General features: G+C 43.2%; 11 protein-coding genes and 1 pseudogene. 6 read left to right on the top strand and 6 right to left on the bottom strand.

The window, feature by feature from the left end; translation table 11 throughout:
- Nucleotides 1-998 (top strand): hypothetical protein (locus B3Q46_RS16315; RefSeq protein WP_286716945.1); only part of this gene is annotated, 998 nt, incomplete at its 5' end.
- A gap of 80 nt (nt 999-1078) precedes the next feature.
- On the opposite strand, the pseudogene B3Q46_RS16320 reads toward B3Q46_RS16315, so the two are convergent.
- Nucleotides 1079-2788: pseudogene (locus tag B3Q46_RS16320) on the bottom strand (GGDEF domain-containing protein).
- A 1142-nt stretch (nt 2789-3930) separates the two neighbouring features.
- Here B3Q46_RS16320 and omp33-36 point away from each other — a divergent pair.
- Nucleotides 3931-4824, top strand: a complete 894-nt coding sequence (omp33-36, locus tag B3Q46_RS16325; RefSeq protein ID WP_214001700.1) for a porin Omp33-36 — start codon at nt 3931-3933, stop codon at nt 4822-4824.
- Between the two features lie 64 nt (nt 4825-4888).
- Here omp33-36 and B3Q46_RS16330 read toward each other — a convergent pair whose 3' ends face one another.
- The 4 genes from B3Q46_RS16330 to B3Q46_RS16345 all read right to left on the bottom strand — a co-directional run bounded on the left by B3Q46_RS16330 (nt 4889) and on the right by B3Q46_RS16345 (nt 10031).
- Nucleotides 4889-6853 carry a BCCT family transporter gene (locus B3Q46_RS16330; protein ID WP_286716950.1) on the bottom strand — a complete coding sequence of 655 codons (1965 nt, stop codon included), beginning with the start codon at nt 6851-6853 and terminating at the stop codon, nt 4889-4891.
- A gap of 179 nt (nt 6854-7032) precedes the next feature.
- Entirely contained in the window at nt 7033-7749 is a 717-nt protein-coding gene (locus B3Q46_RS16335) for an ion channel (protein WP_159123809.1), read from the bottom strand.
- 232 nt (nt 7750-7981) lie between these two features.
- Nucleotides 7982-9697 carry a cation acetate symporter gene (locus B3Q46_RS16340; protein ID WP_180011055.1) on the bottom strand — a complete coding sequence of 572 codons (1716 nt, stop codon included), beginning with the start codon at nt 9695-9697 and terminating at the stop codon, nt 7982-7984.
- 1 nt (nt 9698) lies between these two features.
- Nucleotides 9699-10031: a DUF485 domain-containing protein gene (locus B3Q46_RS16345; protein ID WP_286716955.1), complete on the bottom strand. Its 333-nt coding sequence runs from the start codon at nt 10029-10031 to the stop codon at nt 9699-9701.
- A gap of 182 nt (nt 10032-10213) precedes the next feature.
- On the opposite strand from B3Q46_RS16345, the gene B3Q46_RS16350 reads away from it, so the two are divergent.
- Nucleotides 10214-13705: a PAS domain-containing hybrid sensor histidine kinase/response regulator gene (locus tag B3Q46_RS16350; protein ID WP_286716959.1), complete on the top strand. Its 3492-nt coding sequence runs from the start codon at nt 10214-10216 to the stop codon at nt 13703-13705.
- Nucleotides 13706-14122: 417 nt separating this feature from the next.
- Nucleotides 14123-14890 carry a hypothetical protein gene (locus tag B3Q46_RS16355; protein WP_286716962.1) on the top strand — a complete coding sequence of 256 codons (768 nt, stop codon included), beginning with the start codon at nt 14123-14125 and terminating at the stop codon, nt 14888-14890.
- Between the two features lie 67 nt (nt 14891-14957).
- On the opposite strand, the gene B3Q46_RS16360 is transcribed toward B3Q46_RS16355, so the two are convergent.
- A complete protein-coding gene (locus B3Q46_RS16360) occupies nt 14958-15608 on the bottom strand; it encodes a response regulator (RefSeq protein WP_004781530.1) in 651 nt (216 codons plus the stop codon).
- A 373-nt stretch (nt 15609-15981) separates the two neighbouring features.
- On the opposite strand from B3Q46_RS16360, the gene msuE reads away from it, so the two are divergent.
- Complete coding sequence (gene msuE / locus B3Q46_RS16365; protein WP_286716967.1) at nt 15982-16716, top strand: FMN reductase; 735 nt, start codon at nt 15982-15984, stop codon at nt 16714-16716.
- A gap of 28 nt (nt 16717-16744) precedes the next feature.
- Entirely contained in the window at nt 16745-17860 is a 1116-nt protein-coding gene (gene sfnG, locus B3Q46_RS16370; protein WP_262738280.1) for a dimethylsulfone monooxygenase SfnG, read from the top strand.
- Nucleotides 17861-17886 lie beyond the last annotated feature (26 nt).

Below are 17886 nucleotides of genomic sequence, written 5' to 3' on the forward strand. Positions count from 1 at the left end.
TAGTGCGTAAGTCCTATAAAATACAAGAAGCTAAAGAATTACTTATAAATTATGTTGATGAAAGAATGATCGATTGGATTCTTAAAAAATCTAACACACGTAAGCATTTTATCGATCGACTTGATTTACTCAAATTACTAAAAGTGGACTATTTAGAGGAACGTTATCATTCATGTATACCTCTTTTACTTGCTCTTATTGATGGTTTGGCAAATGATATTTCAAAACATGTTAGTTTTTTTGCTGAGCAATCAGATTTGGAACTCTATGACAGTATAACTTCTCATGAAACAGGATTACCTTTTCTAAAGTTAATCATGAATACATCTAGAACAAAAACTACAACAGAGGAAATACTTATACCTTTTCGTAATGGCATTCTACATGGCAGAGATCTAAATTTTGCAAATAAAGAAGTCGCATCAAAATGTTGGTGGCTTTTAGACTGTTTAATTGATTGGGCTGATGAAAAATCCCTACAAAAACAACCTTCAAAACAAGAAAATCTAAAAGAAACTCTAAAGAGATATCAAGAAACTCAAGAATACTTTAAACGTATAAATAAGTGGGAAAAACGTCCTATTCTTTTTGAAAACTTAGGGAAATCCCAAATTTTAGAATCACTAGATCAAAACTCTCCTGAATACACTTTAGTTATCTTTCTATCAGCTTGGAAAGCAAAACAATGGGGGAAAATGACACCCCTATTGTTAAATAATATTGGGAAACCTACAGGTAAAGCCACAGGTGAAGTCAAAAAGGATTATCAAAATATTCAATTATTAAATTACCAACTGAAAAGTTCTGAAGATCAAACTCCAGCCATTACAAGAATTTTAGTAAATCTTGAATACATTAAAGATGATAAAAACTATAAAGAGGATATCAGTATAAGCATGAATTATGCAGATACAGAAAAAGGCTTACCTGAACTAAGAGGTGAACCAAATGGTAATTGGTATATTCTACAGCTATCTTTAAGGGATATTTTATTCTAAAAATATCACCAACAGAACACCTGTACTCAACAAAGGAGATAGAAATAATTTTTTAAAAATCATTATGGTAAATTAAAAAACTAAACCTCAGCCACAACATTGCGTCCTTTCGCTTTAGCCTTAAATAGTGCCTCATCGGCTTGCTCCAACAAAGCAATCCATGACTCTGCGCCAATCGCCACCCCAATACTCACCGATACATGAATATCTTCATCAGCTGAGGTCAGAATAGAATGCTCAGCGACTTCAGTCCGGATTTTATTCGCTAGCATGAAAGCATGCTGCATCTCGATATTTTCAATCAGGACCAGAAACTCATCACCGCCATAACGAACCAGCAGATCCGAAGCACGGACATTGGCTTTTAAGCGTTCTGCAACCAGTTGAATAACCTGATCACCAATAATATGCCCATATTGATCATTGACCTGTTTGAAGTGATCAATGTCGATAATCATCAGGCAGGTTCGCTTAAATTGGGTCGGATGCACTTCCATAAAACGGATATATTCATCGAGCGCAAAACGGTTAGCCAGTCCGGTCAAGGAATCGGAATGGGCAATATTTTTCAGTCGAAATTCTAATGCTTCACGCTCTTGCAGCATGTGCTGCAGTTTTTGAATTGCTGTAAATAAGGATTCAGTAGGCCGGTCTATTTTTAGTTTTGATTAGGCTTGTTTACGTTCAGACCCAGTGGACAAATCAAATAAAATTTTACGTGCGCGAATTAAAGGAATAAAGATGCGTTTACGCGCAAAAATCATGGTCAAAATTGCCGTGATCAGTGAAATTCCAGATAAAGCCACCGTCCAGATCAAATGATTCAGACCATGCCGCATTTCTTTAATAGCCACATCTTTGGTGTATTGCAGTAAATAGTTTTGCAAATCAATCACTGTTGTAAATTTATCTACAATGGCTTCAGTCAGCTGTGTTCCAGTTAAATAATAAGGACGCTGCTGCCGACTATCTTCAATCAGTCACTCCACAATCGGTAAACCTTGCTGAATAAATTCAGTGCCGACCCGTTGATGTAAACGAATAAACTCATCAGTTTTGTCCTGAACAGGCTGTAGCGTTTCAATAATATCCCAGAGATAACGTACCTGATGCTGGACCTGCAAGGAACGGGTAATGTTTTGCTCTGGAATCTGGGTTCCAAATGTCACATGTGCCATGACATTTGACGCTACCCGACCCGATTGATCCCTGAGATCAGATAAAAACAGGATTTCACTCATGTAATTATCCAAACGGGCAGATGGAGTAGCAGAGGCAATCACTACTCCTTTCAGGATTTTACGACTGCTATCCCAGGCACTAAACATGGCGAGAATGGCCTGATCCATTTCCTGTGCAGTACGTTCCGGGCGAGGTATTTGAGTATAGAGATCGACCTGCTTACGCCCATATTGCAGACTAGGCTTTAACTCAGATAAAAGTTGCTGGCTTAGGTGATTAAAACCAACCTGATCAAGTGCCTGAGCTGTAATCTGCATCTGTTGATCGACTTCCTGACGGTAATCGCTTAACTCCTGCTGATGTTTGGCGAATTCCTCAACCGAACTGGACATAACTTTATTGGCGGGTGCCCGTTCCCGGGATATCTTATTGGCAAGATCGGTGACCTGTTGTAAAGCATCAAGCTGCTGATAGGTTTGTTTTGATTTTAAATAATGTTGAGTACTATCAATAATTAAGGGAATACAAATACACAATAAACATAAAATAATGATCGACATAGACCAGTACAGATATTTGCTGATTTTCTCAGAGCGCAAAGTATTCATCTTGATTTTTAGTCCTTCACATGAATCAAGGACTCCCCATTTAATAGTAGATAGATTATACAAATAAACGCCTACTCATCATCAATATTTCTTCCCAATTGCTTTGATTTTCATAAGGTTTTTCTTATGTTCTTAAAGGTTTTAGCTCTTTATATTTTCAGGATTTTTCATCTGTTATCACTAAAATATAAATAGGAATGAAAATTTCATAATTTAAAATATAAGAAAATTAAAAAACTCGCTTTCTGAACTATTTACACGTGCAACAATTAGGTGCATAATGCACTGCATTAGGGCGAGTTAAATTATTCCTCAGCAGATTTTTTGATTTACCCGCAAATTTTGGCGAAAAAACCTCAATTTTATATAGAAATTGAGGTTTTTTTTTGCAACTTTATAGAACGAAGCAATTTTTAAATTGAAATAATGCACCATTAAGGTGCACTTAAGAATCATCTTTGACGGCTTTCTATACTAGTTTTTCTAATCTTCTTTTATGAAGTAATCCGTAGACTGATGCTTCTAAAAAATTCAGGCAAAAAAAAAGCCCAACCTTGGGGAAAGCTGGGCCGATAAAAACAAAAATATGTGGAGAATCAGTCAAATTATCATGTAACAACATGAACTCTAACCTGATTTTTTTATTATCAGTCAATTTGGTAACAATGTAAAGCACATTAATTTACTAGGATTTATGACATATCACAATTTATAGACAAAACAGTGAAATACATCACATTATAACCCTGATTTTGTCGCTAAACCGATCAATTCTTTCATAAATTTGTTTTATATTATAGTTTTTACGCCTTTCTTAAATTCAGTGTAATAAACATGATTATTTTCATGATAAATAAATTGGTTTTTTGAATTAAAATCCATTATTCAACTTAATTAAACAATCAAAAAATCCTTTATTAATTCATTTTCCTGATTAGATCTAACAATTTATTTTGTATACAACATTGTTATTTAAGCTTTTTTCTAAAATAACTAAATTTTCTAATTAAAAGACTATTAAACAAAATCAATACAATGATTTTGCACAAAAAAATAGCGATTTCAAATCAGATTGACTTAATAAATTGTTACAATACAATACGTTTCTGTTGTACATCTTTTGTAACAAAATGGTAAATATCATGAAAAAACTCGGTTTAGCCACTGCTTTATTATTAGCCATGACCGGTGCTCAAGCATATCAATTTGAAGTTCAAGGTCAGTCAGAGTACATCGACAACACTGTGAATGACAAAGATTTCACTGGTGCTGTTCAAGGTACTTACTACTTCAAAGATGTAGACGCTTCTAAAGGTCCTTTAGCTGAAGCAGCTTTCATCAACCAGGCATCTAATGTTTCTGCTGCTTATACATACGGCGAAAACGGACAAGAATTTGGTGATCGTACTGTACACCATACTTTTGGTGCAAAAGGTGAAGCTTACATCCCAACTAAAGTTGTTCCTGCTTATGCAAGCGCTTCTTATAGCCATACTATCACTGATAGCAAAGCTGGTAACCCAGATGACAATGGCGACCGTTATGCATTAGAAGTAGGTGTACTTCCTATTCCTAACTTCCTGGTAGCTGTAGGTTACACAAGCGTTGCAGACCAAACTTCTTATGACGCTTTCAACATGTTCACCAATGGCGTTGCTAAAGCTGCTATTGAGTCTCAAACAATCGCTGAAGACCAAGATGCAATCACTGCTCGTACTAAATATGTAGGCGCAATTGACGGTACTAACATGTCACTTGGCTTCGAAAGCGGCTTGGTTTATGGTGAAGATACTGCTTACAACCTAGGTACTACTTTGTACATCAACCCTAAATTAAGCGTTGGTGCATCTTATATGGAATCTAGCTACGCTAACTCTCCAGACAAAGCTTGGGGCGCAAACGTAAACTACTTCATCACTCCAGCAGTTGCTGTAGGTGCTAGTTATGTGAACTCAAACTACGAAGCAAATCTTGCTCAAAATGCTGTAGTTCGTGATACACAAACTGTAGGCTTAAATGCTAAATTCCGTTTCTAATTTCTGATTAGTCACTGAATAAAAAAAAGGACGCATCAGCGTCCTTTTTTATTGAATCAAATATTTATTCCGGAGAGCGGACCAGACTTAAAAAATGTAAATGGCGTTCATATTGGTCAATAATGTCCTGGATTAAATCTTCCTGAGTCCATTCCATCACATCATAATTTTGCCCCCCTTCCCTTAAAAAGACTTCTGCCTGATAAGATTGCGGAGAATCTGCATCCGGCATAAAGCTCGGTGCTAAAGTCTGGGTAGCAATGACCTGATAAATAAAGTTCATTTCATTCTGATGATCGACACGTAACTCGATCCCATCTTCCAGTTTAAAGATTTTCACCTGGATGTGACGACGTTTCAGTTCAGCCTGAAAACTATTAAAGGCTTTACTGACCATCGTATCAATATAATCACGTACTTCATTATGCGTATGCGGATAATGCATAATTAAACCGAGTCGCTGTTGCCAGCTACGCGGGTTCTGAATGGCCCGCGGGGTAATACGTGCAGCTTGTAGCGCATGCATTTTCGTTACATCCAGATGCAGGGCCTTAATCAGTCCCCAGCAAATCAGCAGCATAATAAATGTAAACGGCAAGGCACTCATAATCGTAGCCGACTGCAGGGCTTCCAGCCCACCTGCCAGTAACAGAATGATGGCCAATAAAGCCATTAATACGGTCCAGAACAGACGCTGCCAGGTCGGTGAATTCTCAGTTTTCGCCGTGAGATAATCCGTGACTAATGATCCTGAATCTGCTGAAGTGACAAAGAACAGGATGACCAATACCGTAGCAATAATACTGGTGACTGAATTAAATGGCAGATTGCCTAAAAATTCGAACAATGCTACAGAGGAGTCACGTTGTACTGCTTCAAGCAGATTGGTATTGGCTTCATGCATGATACTGAATAATGCTGCATTGCCCATAAAGCCCATCCAGATCAGGGTAAATCCGGTAGGAATCAGTAGAACCCCAACAATGAACTCACGGATACTGCGGCCTTCGGATACTCGGGCAATAAACATCCCGACAAATGGCGACCAGGAAATCCACCAGGCCCAATACATAATGGTCCAGCCACCAATCCAGCCATTAGGCTGATAGGCATACAGATTAAAGGTCATACTGAACAGGTTTGCAACATACTGGCCAGAGTTTTGAATGGTGGTCTGCAGAAGATAGATGCTTGGACCGGTAACAAAAACAAAGATGAGTAGCAGTAAGGCAAGCAGCAGATTCAGTTCAGCCAGGCGTTTGATGCCCTTATCCAAACCAAAAAACACGGACATTGATGCCATTACAGTGACGGCAATAATCAAAATAACCTGAGTACTGGGTGTCTGCTCAACTCCAAACAGATAATTCAGTCCGGAGTTAATCTGGGTCACCCCAAAACCTAAAGTTGTCGCAACCCCAAATACTGTCCCTAAGGTGGCAAAAGTATCTACCCCGTCTCCGATCGGGCCATGAATCCGGTTACCGATCAATGGATATAAGGCAGAGCGAACTTTTAAAGGCAGGTTATGTCGATACGCAAAATAGGCCAATGACAGACCTACAATGGTGTAAATCGCCCAGGCATGCAGGCCCCAGTGGAAGAAGGTCACGCGAATAGCCTGCTGTGCGGCCAGTACAGTTTCCGGGTCACCAGCAGGCGGTGTGACATAGTGCATAACCGGTTCGGCAACACCGAAAAACATCAGGCCGATCCCCATGCCTGCGGTAAACAGCATGGCAAACCAGGATGCCTGGCTATATTTTGGCTGACTATGGTCGGGCCCGAGTTTGATTTTCCCCATATCAGACAGGGCAATATAAATCAGGACAATCAGGAAGATCGCCACGGAGAGGACATAAAACCAGCTAAATGAAGTGGTAATCCACGCATTCATTTGCTTGGTCAACAGGTCGAATGAATCAGGTGCCAGTATTACCAGTCCCAAAAAAATGGCGATAATCACCACTGTACTAATAAAGACATTCGGATTGATATTGGCAAACCAAGATGAAGGTTTGGAAGGCATAGATCCCCCATTTTTTTAATAGATTGAATGCCGGGAGGCTTGAATCATTATTGATAAGTAAAAACATTCTGATCGAGAGAATTACGATCAAAGATACGTTTTGGACCTTAAGATTTTAAAATATTCAGGAAAATAAAGCCGTTAAGTTACTGTAACCAAGCTATGCAGCTCTGTACGTTCTATTCCTCAGGCTTTCTATGCTTATGTTGTATATGAGTCTGTTTAGGAAGATGGGAAATATACTGTAAGGCAATCAGACGGGAAACAATCAAGGCCAGATACATTACCCCGACAAACATCTGGATAATGGCAAGCATCCGTGCGACCGGACTGACCGGCATCACATCAGATAATCCTGTAGCAGACTGCACACTAAAGCTCAGAAAGAGCAGATCCAGCCACGGCTGATAAGCTTTTAGATCTGGGTCCGAAAAGCTGTAAGGTACCCATAACTGGCAAATGCTATAGAGAAAAGCAAAGCCCCAAGCCAGCAATGTGAAAACTGCTCCCGCTGCAAACAACTCATCCTTGGTCAGGTAACGGTCATGAAACATATAACGTAATAATCCATACGCTGCGCTGAAATAGGCACTGGCTTCAAACAGATGCGCGACGATCATGATCCAGGTATAGCGTAGCCCCAAGACAATCAGCGACGAAAAGAAAATGGCCCCTGCGACAAAGATGAGTCCCAGAATGGTAAACATCGGAGTCTGACGAATTACCTTGGCAATCACCAGCAAGACCACCACCCCCAGCATCCATGTACCCGCGCGATAAGAAACGCTGTCATAACTCAGCATCGACAGAATCAGAATCAGTAACTGCAGGCATAGCAGCCAGGCAGAAGGCAGATACTTAAAATGGGTCCAGAATCGTAGCAGGGAGTGCTTCATGAGATTTGTCTTGATGTCCTGTCGAGCATCATTATTGTTATCGCTGGCTTAACATAGCATGATCTAGCTGATGGTTAGAAACAGGATTGTATAAAAATCATTGAAATCTCAGTTAAAAATAGCTGTATTTAATTTTAGATAAACTATCCCAATGTCTTCTTCATTGGGTAGCTTACGTATTTATAGCTATAAAAAAAGCCCCCATCAGGAGGCTTTTTTAGGACATCAGATCTTAATGATCAGATGCACCTGAGATTCCAATACCTGTTTGTGAGCGAACAAACTGTGCATCGAAAGCTTTGCGTTCTGCCTGTGCTTTCACTGAGCGGTCTGTGATGGAGAAGAACCAGCAGCAGAAGAAAGACAATGGCATTGCAAATAATGCAGGACCATTAAATGGAACGACTGGTGTATCTGAAATCGCGAAAGTATCTACCCAAACGGCTTTAGACAGTACAATCAGCACTACCGCAGTCACCAGACCAACCACGCCACCAATTACAGCACCACGTGTGGTCAGGCCTTTCCAGAACATAGACAGTACTAGTACCGGGAAGTTGGCACATGCGGCTACCGAGAATGCCAGACCTACCATGAAGGCAACGTTTTGCTTCTCGAACAGAATTCCCAAGATCATCGCAAAGATAGCAAGACCAAGAGTTGCAATTTTAGACATGCGCAGTTCAGATTCAGGTGTAGTACGGCCTTTCTTGAATACGTTTGCATACAAGTCATGTGAAATTGCTGAAGCACCTGACAAGGTCAAACCTGCAACTACCGCAAGAATGGTTGCGAATGCCACTGCAGAAATGAAGCCCATGAACAGGTCACCACCCACAGCATCTGCCAGGTGAACCGCGGCCATGTTGTTACCGCCCACCAGCTCTAGCTTGCCTGTGATTGCCATTTTTGCAATGTCCAGGAACTGCGGGTTGTTCGCTACGTATAGAATCGCACCGAAACCGATAATGAAGGTTAACAGGTAGAAGTAACCGATAAAGCCTGTTGCAACCACCACTGATTTACGTGCTTCTTTGGCATCTTTTACTGTAAAGAAACGCATCAGGATATGTGGCAGACCTGCTGTACCAAACATCAGCGCCAGACCAAGAGAAATCGCATCGACCGGATTCGAAGCGAGATTACCCGGACCCATAATCTTGGTTGCATCTGCAAGGCTCAAGTCATGTACTTTAGAGTAAACCTGAATCGATTGTTCAAACATATTGGTAAAGCTGAAACCTACGCCCTTCATTACCATGAAAGCCATAAATGTCGCACCAGACAACAGCATTACTGCTTTAATGATCTGTACCCAAGTGGTCGCTAGCATGCCACCGAAGATTACGTAAGCCATCATCAACAGGCCAACAATCACCACAGCAATATTGTAGTTCAGACCGAAGAGTAACTTGATCAACTGACCTGCACCTACCATCTGTGCGATCAGGTAAAACGCAACCACAACCAGTGAACTTAATGCAGCTAGAGTACGCACCGGTTTTTCTTCCAGACGGAACGACACTACATCAGACAGGTTAAATTTACCCAGGTTACGCAAACGTTCTGCCACCAGGAATAAAACGATTGGCCAACCCACCATAAAGCCTAGTGAGTACAGCAATCCGTCAAAACCGGACAGGAATACCATCGCGGAAATACCGAGGAAAGATGCTGCAGACATGAAGTCACCAGCAATGGCCAGACCGTTCTGGAAGCCAGAAATCCCGCCGCCGGCAGTATAGAAATCATTGGTATTTGTGGTTTGTTTGGCAGCCCATTTGGTAATAAATAAGGTTGCTCCAACGAAAATCACAAACATGATAATCGCGTGCCAGTTGGTCGCTTGCTGCTCCGCAGCACCCAGATCTGGTCCAGCAAATGCCATTGCCGAGCTGAGCAAGGTCAGCGCTGCAGCAGCAAGCGCTTGATATGAAATCCCTTTCATCTTAGTGTTGCCCCTTTTCTTTTGTAATCGCTTCCACTTCCTGAATCGCTTCTTTGTTCAGCTGATCAAGTTTGTTATTGGCAATGTAGGAATATACCCAGCACAATATAAAAGACAAAATAATGATACCGATACCTAGAGGTACACCCCAGGTCGTTACACCGCCAGAAATTGAAGACAATAGAAATTCTTTGTTGTAGCCAACAAGCAACATGAAACCGACATAGACAAATAGCATGATGCCGGTTAAGGTCCAGCTCAGCGTACTTTTTCTACGTACCATTTCTTTGAATTTGGGATTCTGTAGAATTCTTTCTACTTGTGCCTCATCCATAGTTACACTCCTGTAGCCCCACCATGGGCTTACTATTTTTTAATTCGAATTATCACTGCTGCAAAATAACAACATTTAGAATGACTTGTAATTTAGACTTTGGTCGTTAAAAAATGATCAATTTAAACTGCTGAGTGCATGATGCGGTATCATAGCGTCATGCACAGTACACATCAGGCTATATGAACAGTTGGCTCATCATAGGGGTGCTCGCCCTCTATATCACTCTACTCTTTACTTGCGCTTTCTATGGGGAAAAACATGCCAGTCGGCTCAGTACCCGTGGCCGCATGCTATTGTTTAGTTTAACTTTAGGCGTCTACTGTTCTTCCTGGACATTTTATGGCGCGACTGGCGCTGCGGTTCGTGAAGGGATTATTTTCCTGCCGATCTATCTTGGTCCTCTGCTCTTTGTCGCGATTGGTTACGATATCTGGCGCCGTCTGGGACGGGTACGCCAGCATCATGCCATTTCATCGATCGCGGACTTTGTCGCTGCACGTTATGGTAAAAGTGGGCCTCTGGCTTCGCTAGTCACCATTCTGGCGGTGATTGCCATCATTCCTTATCTGGCCTTACAGTTACGTGCAATTGCCTTGAGTGCGGCGGTCATTCTGGAACCTTCAGCGGGGATTGCCAGTACCACCAATAGCGTACTGTTCCTGACTGGCGTCCTGGCGATTCTGGCGATGATTTTCGGTACCCGGCAGATTGCCAACACCGAACAGCATGGCGGTCTGATGCTGGCTGTCGCCTTTGAGTCCTTCGTCAAGCTATTTGCCTTGCTGGCCGTAGCCTGTTTCTTTATTTTTGAAGCACCAGAAAATCTGCCTCAGATCAGTAGCGATATTCAGTCTACCTTCCATGATGTACAGCTATTTGGCGTACCGGAAAGCTTCTGGGTACAGACTTTACTGGCTGCACTGGCGATTATCTGTTTGCCACGTCAATTCCATGTGGCCGTGGTTGAATTACGGGATGAAAAACATATCCGTGGTGCACGTCGCTGGTTTGCCATTTATCTGATTCTGACCACGCTGGCGATTATTCCGATCGCGAGCTGGGCATTACATGCAGCTCCTCAATATTTAGCGATTCCAGATGTCGCGGTACTGTCTTTACCGCTTAGCTATAATCAGGACTGGCTAACTTTATTGGCCTTCTTAGGGGGGTTCTCGGCTTCGACCGGCATGCTGCTGGTATCTTCAGTCGCCCTGTCGATCATGCTAAGTAATGACCTGATCATGCCGGCGCTCTGGCGTTTAAACCTGATTTCACGGCATGACAAGCGTTTACCGCTAGTACTGAAATTTACCCGCCGGATCTGTATTCTGGCTGTGATGTTGATGGGCTTCCTGTTCTTCAACTTCTTTAATGATATTGACCAGCTTTCTGTTTTTGGCCTGTTAGCCTTTAGTGCCGTAGCACAGTTCGCCCCTGCCCTGATTGGTGGCTTGTACTGGCGTGGTGGGAGTAAGCAAGGCGTGTATGCGGGTCTGTTGACCGGTTTTGCTTTGTGGTCTTATACCCTGCTATTACCAACGATTTTGCGCAGTCTGCCAGAAACCTATCAGCAGTTCAGCCAGAGTTTTCTGGAACAAGGGCCTTTGGGCTGGAACTGGTTACGCCCTGAAGCCCTGATCGGTTTCGAATCCTTTGATCCTTTAACGCATGGTGTGGTCTGGGCACTAGGCCTGAACACATTCCTATATATCTGGGTTTCCCGGATGTTCCGCCCAAGTGTGGCTGAACAGATTCAGGCAGAAAGTTTCTTCTACTATGAAACCAAGCCGCTTCCTTCTCAAAGTCCATCCACTGATGTCAGCTACTCGCATCAGGATGTGGCCCGTTTAAAAGTTGGTGACCTGATTACGCTGGCCAAGCGCATTACCGGTGAAGGTCCAACCATGCAGGCCTTCCAGCAGTTCTGTGCTCAAAATAGTGTGGAACTGAATGAAAATAGCAGTGCCAATGGCATGTGGTGGCGTTTTACTGAGCAGTATCTGGCCGGTACCATTGGTGCAGCCTCGGCACGTACCCTGCTGACTACCGCGATGGTGAATAATGGCCTGGCCCTCGGTCAGGTGGCGAATATTCTGGATCAGGCCTCACAATGGCAGCGTTTTAACCAGAACCTGATCATGACCATGATCGACCATATGACCCAAGGGGTGAGTGTGGTTGATGAAAATATGTGTCTGGTCGCCTGGAACAACCAATACCTGAAACTGTTCGACTACCCTAAAGATATTGTTTATGTCGGTTGCCCAATCGCTGACCTGATCCGTTATAACGCTGAACGCGGTGAATGCGGTCCGGGTTCGGTCGAAGAACATGTGCGTAAACGGATTCACTGGATGCAGGTCGGCAGTGCGCATGAATTTGAACGGATCCGTAAAGATGGCCGCGTGATTCAGATGCGGGGTAACCCAATTGAAGGCGGTGGTTTCGTGACGACCTTTGCCGATATTACTGCCTTCCGTGAAAATGAAGCATTACTGGAAGCCCGGGTTCAGGATCGTACCCAGCAGCTCGCTGATGCCCTGTCTGAACAGCAACTGGCGCGTGAACAAGCCGACAAAGCCAATATGTCCAAGAGCCGCTTTATTGCTGCCGCCAGTCATGACCTGTTACAGCCCATGCATGCTGCACGTCTGTTCAGTACGGCGCTGGAGCAAAGTGTACAAAGCGAAGAAGATCGCAAGACCCTGCAGCAACTGGATCGTGCCCTGCATGGGGCAGAAAGCATGCTCTCAGCTCTGCTGGATATTGCCCGACTGGAGGGCGGTACGATTCAGCCGAAACGCCAGGCTTATCCACTGCATGATTTATTAAGTGATCTGGAACTGCAATTCAAATCCATTGCGGCACAACGTGGCATCAAACTGCGAGTGCATGATGCCCAGTTCTGGATTGACACCGATCCACAATGGATTCGCCGGATTATCCAGAACTTTGTCAGCAATGCCCTACGTTATACCGCCAAAGGTAAGGTCGTGGTCGGTGTACTGCGTTCTAGCAACCGGCCAAATCATATCCGGATCGGGGTTTGGGATACCGGTCCCGGTATTGCTGAAGAACAGCGCATCAAGCTGTTCCAGGAATTCGAGCGTTGTGGCCATACTTCGCCTTGGGGTGAACAGGGTCTGGGGCTTGGTCTCGCCATCGTGCAACGTATGACCGGACTACTGGATTATCCTGTTCATGTTTCTTCCGAGCTGGGCAAAGGTTCCTGCTTCATGATTGAAGTACCGTTGACCGCAGCGCCGAAAGTCATTGCCGCCCCTGTTCAGGCTGTGCCATTGAAGTCCAAGGCCTTTAAGATTCTATGTTTGGACAATGATGAAACCATTCTGGAAGGCATGTCGACCTTATTGACCAAATGGGGCTATCAGGTCTTTAAAGCCACTGAACCAGAACAGGCAGCCGAAATGATCCAGCAGGAAAATATTCAGGTCTGGCTGGTGGATCAGCATTTAAATCAGGATAAAATCGGTCTGGACTTTATTCTGGAACATCGTAGTAGTGATATTCCGGTAGCATTGATTACTGCAGATTCTGATCCGGAACTGCCACAGCGCCTGAAGGATTTAAATATTGTCCTGCTGAAGAAACCATTGAAACCCGCTTCACTTCGTTCCTGGTTATCCGGTCTGAAAATCTCTGGTAGTTAGAACTTTTTATTTTTATCTCAATGCCCATTTTAATGATTTAAGATGGGCATTTTTTATACTGAATAAATACCTATCTTTACCTGACTGGCAAAAAAATCAGGCCAATGTGCTAAAAGCACCAAATTTCACATAATTCCTGCTGATAAATTGCTCAAAATTATCATTTCAGCATTCTCTATGGCAAAAGCCACCAATTCTATTAATATACATGTGTACACCTAGTTACAATTATTTAAGCAATTGTTTTAAATTAATTTTTAATCCTATTTTATGGCAGATAGAACTTTGGTCGTATTTTTAATACAACAAGCTTAGTTCTAAAAATAGACAATATAAGAAACGATCAGTTTCCATCTGACAATGCCTAAATCCTTTTGGCAGCTGGTCTATTTGCACTGCTAGATAGGAGTTATAAAAATGAAACTCGATGAATCAATTGCTCAGCTTCCCGCACAGACTCAGCAATTCCATCGCCAATATGGTGCTAATGCCTTATTACCCAGCATCGACTGGGCACAAATGTTTAAATACAGCAAACTCGACGATACCCAGATTCAGGCACTTGAAACCCTGTATCAGCATGCGGTTCCTTTAGCCCTGCAAGTTTTTGATGAACTGCATTTTGATGTCTTTGAACCTTATGCCTACAAACCGCAAGGTTTAGGCTTATTTGAACGTCTGGCTGAACAGGAAAACAAGCTGATTGAATCTCTGGAAGCGGAAGCCGAAGATTTGCCAGCAAAAACCCGCCATCAGATCTGGAGTATGCTGCTGCGTGGTGGTGCCGTACTGGTCTTTAAAGCGTGGCTCGGCAAAGTGAAAAATGAAGAAGATTGCCTGGATACCACCCAGTTTGATGAACTCTCTGACTTGCTCTTTATCAAAACCTGCCCGCATGAACTGGCAGAGCACCTACAGGTCGATCCGAATAGCACAGACGAGCATGTATTCCTGATGTATGAAGATGAAGTTTATCTGGACCGTTTTAACAGTCTGGAAACTGCTGCCCTGTTTGTAGACTTGGGGGTTTATGATGCAACTTTCCTGAGTCTGCGTGATGACCGCGTGGCAGAATACCTGATCTCCAAAGGCTATGTCACTCAAGAAAAGATTGATGAATTGCAGTCCGCATTGAATCCAATGTTCTGTACCGATGTCACCCAAAAACAGGATTATATTGCTTAATCTGGCAATATTCTCATAATAAAAAAGACCTCAATTGAGGTCTTTTTTATTTTGTAAGCTGTATCACTTACATTTTCTTTTCTTCAATATTCAAGGCATTAATAGCAAGCACCGCCTGGGTACGGTTTTGTACACCCAGCTTACGGAAGATTGCTGTTACGTGCGCTTTAATGGTGGCTTCTGAAACATCCAGTTCATAAGCAATCTGTTTGTTCAGCAAGCCTTCGGCCACCATCATCAAGACACGGAACTGTTGCGGTGTCAGTGACTGAATCCGTTCTGCCAATGCAGTTTCATCTGCAGCACGCGGATCGAAATTCATGTTGGCTGGCAGATTTGGTGGTAACCAGATTTCCCCTTCGAGGACTTCACGAATCGCTTCACCAATATGGCTTGGATGCGCAGATTTTGGAATATAGCCCATCGCACCATGTGCAATCGCACGCTGGATAATGCTGGCTTCTTCGTGAGCAGAAACGACAATAATTGGAATCGAAGGATATTGTGCGCGAACGTGGACCAGAGCAGAAAAGCCCGATGCACCTGGCAGGTTTAAATCCAGAAGGACAAGATCAGGCTCAGGACCATTTTCTAGACGTTCATAAAATTCATTGACTGCTGCAGTTTCATGAATCTGCGCTTGTGGCAGACTATAACGAACAGCTTGGATCAGAGCATGACGAAACAGTGGATGATCATCAACGATTAAAATATTCATAGGACGTGAGAGAGATCTTGTGCACAGTAGCTCCTATTCTAACCACACAAGCCAGTTTATGGATATGCAAGATCGCCAATTTTTTAAATAATGTGGAGTTTTTCTTTAATTTTTTTAAATTTTGGCTTATTTCAATAATTCTTTAATTCTCATCACTTTTTTATATATGATTTATTCCTATTCTGCATAGCTTATCTTTATTCAATATAAATATAATTATCAGCCATTTATCCAGCTCTATCCGTTTCAGAAGCACATTTTCCGCTTATATAGAAAAATCAGATAACTTTTCAGCATTTCGTTATTTTACACCTACTGCGGCAATCGGGATTAATAGGGTCATTCCGAGCTTAACCATTTTTAGGTACTTCACATGCCCCATTTTTCCGAGCAAAAACCTTTAAACATCGTGGCTGTTTCTGGCGGCCTGAATCACCCATCTAAAACCGAAGCATTGGTTCAAGCCATTCTGGATGAACTGGGTGAAGCGACGCCAATCAATGTACATTTCATTAAATTTAGCGAAATCGGCCAGCTTTTAGGTGGTGCAATTTACCGTAACCAGTTACCGCAACGCGTGCAGGATGATCTGGCAGCCGTTGAAGCAGCAGATGCCCTGATTGTTGGTACGCCTGTTTACCGCGCTTCATTTACGGGCCTGTTCAAGCATTTCTTTGACTTCGTAGAACAAACGGCGCTGGTAGATGTACCGGTTCTTTTAGCAGCTTCTGGTGGTAGTGACCGTCATGCGCTGGTTCTTGAGCACCAATTACGCCCATTATTCAGCTTCTTCCAGGCACAAACCTTACCAATCGGGGTATATGCCACAGATCGTGACTTTACGCCTGAATACACCATTCACAGTGAATTACTTCGTGCCCGTATTACCCTGGCAGTGGCTCGTGCCCTACCAATCCTTGAATGGGCACCAGCAAAGGGGCAGCGTGCTGAGGCTATTAAAGAAAAATCTCAGCAAGCTAACCAGAACCTAGGCATCAACAAGCAAATCGAACAGGAAGAAGTTTTACCTTCAGCTGCAGTGCCAAGTCTGGATGCCGCAGAATCCCGTTTGCACAGCAAGAAAGCGCCAAAGACTCAAGTGGCTTAATAGCCGCTTCATTCAGAGGGTAAGTATAATGTCTCAAGATAAAAATATTGTATTTGCTTACTGGGTTCCAAATGTCAGTGGCGGTCTGGTGGTCAGCGACATCGAACAGCGTACTGACTGGAGCTATGACTATAATGTCCGTCTGGCGCAAACTGCTGAGAAAGCAGGTTTTGATTATGCCCTGACCCAGATCCGTTTTACTGCGGGCTATAACGCTGAAAACCAGCATGAATCAGTCAGCTTCAGTCACGGCATCCTGGCAAAAACTGAACGCTTAAAAGTGATTGCCGCGATCTTGCCGGGCCCGTGGAAGCCTGCGCTGGCAGCGAAGCAGCTGGCCACCATTGACCATCTCACCAACGGCCGAATTGCGATTAATGTCGTAAGTGGCTGGTTCCGTGGCGAGTTTGATGCAATTGGTGAAGAATGGCCGGAACATGATGAACGTTATGCACGTTCAGAAGAATTTATTCGCAGCCTGAAAGGGGTCTGGACTCAAAATAATTTCAGTTTTGATGGTAAATACTACCAGTTCAAAGACTATACCTTGAGTCCAAAACCGCTACAGAAACCGCATATTGAAATCTTCCAAGGGGGAAGTTCTCGGGCAGCACGTGATATGGCATCTCGCGTGTCTGACTGGTACTTCACCAATGGCAATACGCCAGAAGAGCTAAAAAAACAGATCGATGATATTCGTGAAAAAGCCAAAGCGAACAACCACTCTGTGAAAATTGGCGTAAATGCGTTTGTGATTGCACGTGATACCGAAGAGGAAGCGCAAGCAGTACTGCGAGAAATCGTGGCCAAAGCCAATGTTCAGGCGGTGAAATCTTTCGGTGAGGCAACGCGTGAAGCGGGCGCAGCCAGTAAGGAAGGTAAAGGTAACTGGGCCAAATCTACGTTTGAAGATCTGGTGCAATATAACGATGGCTTCCGTACCAACCTGATTGGGACGCCAAAACAGATTGCGGAACGTATCATCGAACTGAAAAAAGTCGGTGTTGATCTGGTTCTTTCAGGCTTCCTGCACTTTATTGAAGAAGTGAAATACTTCGGTAAAAAAGTCTTGCCACTCGTGCGTGAACTCGAAGCGCAGCAAGCTGAACAGCAACAAGAAGAACAAGAAGCTGGGCTCGTTTAAACTATAATAACCTGAGTTCGACATAA

Origin of the sequence: Acinetobacter sp. UBA2581 (assembly GCF_002339435.1) — a bacterium.
Taxonomy (GTDB): Bacteria; Pseudomonadota; Gammaproteobacteria; order Pseudomonadales; family Moraxellaceae; genus Acinetobacter; species Acinetobacter variabilis.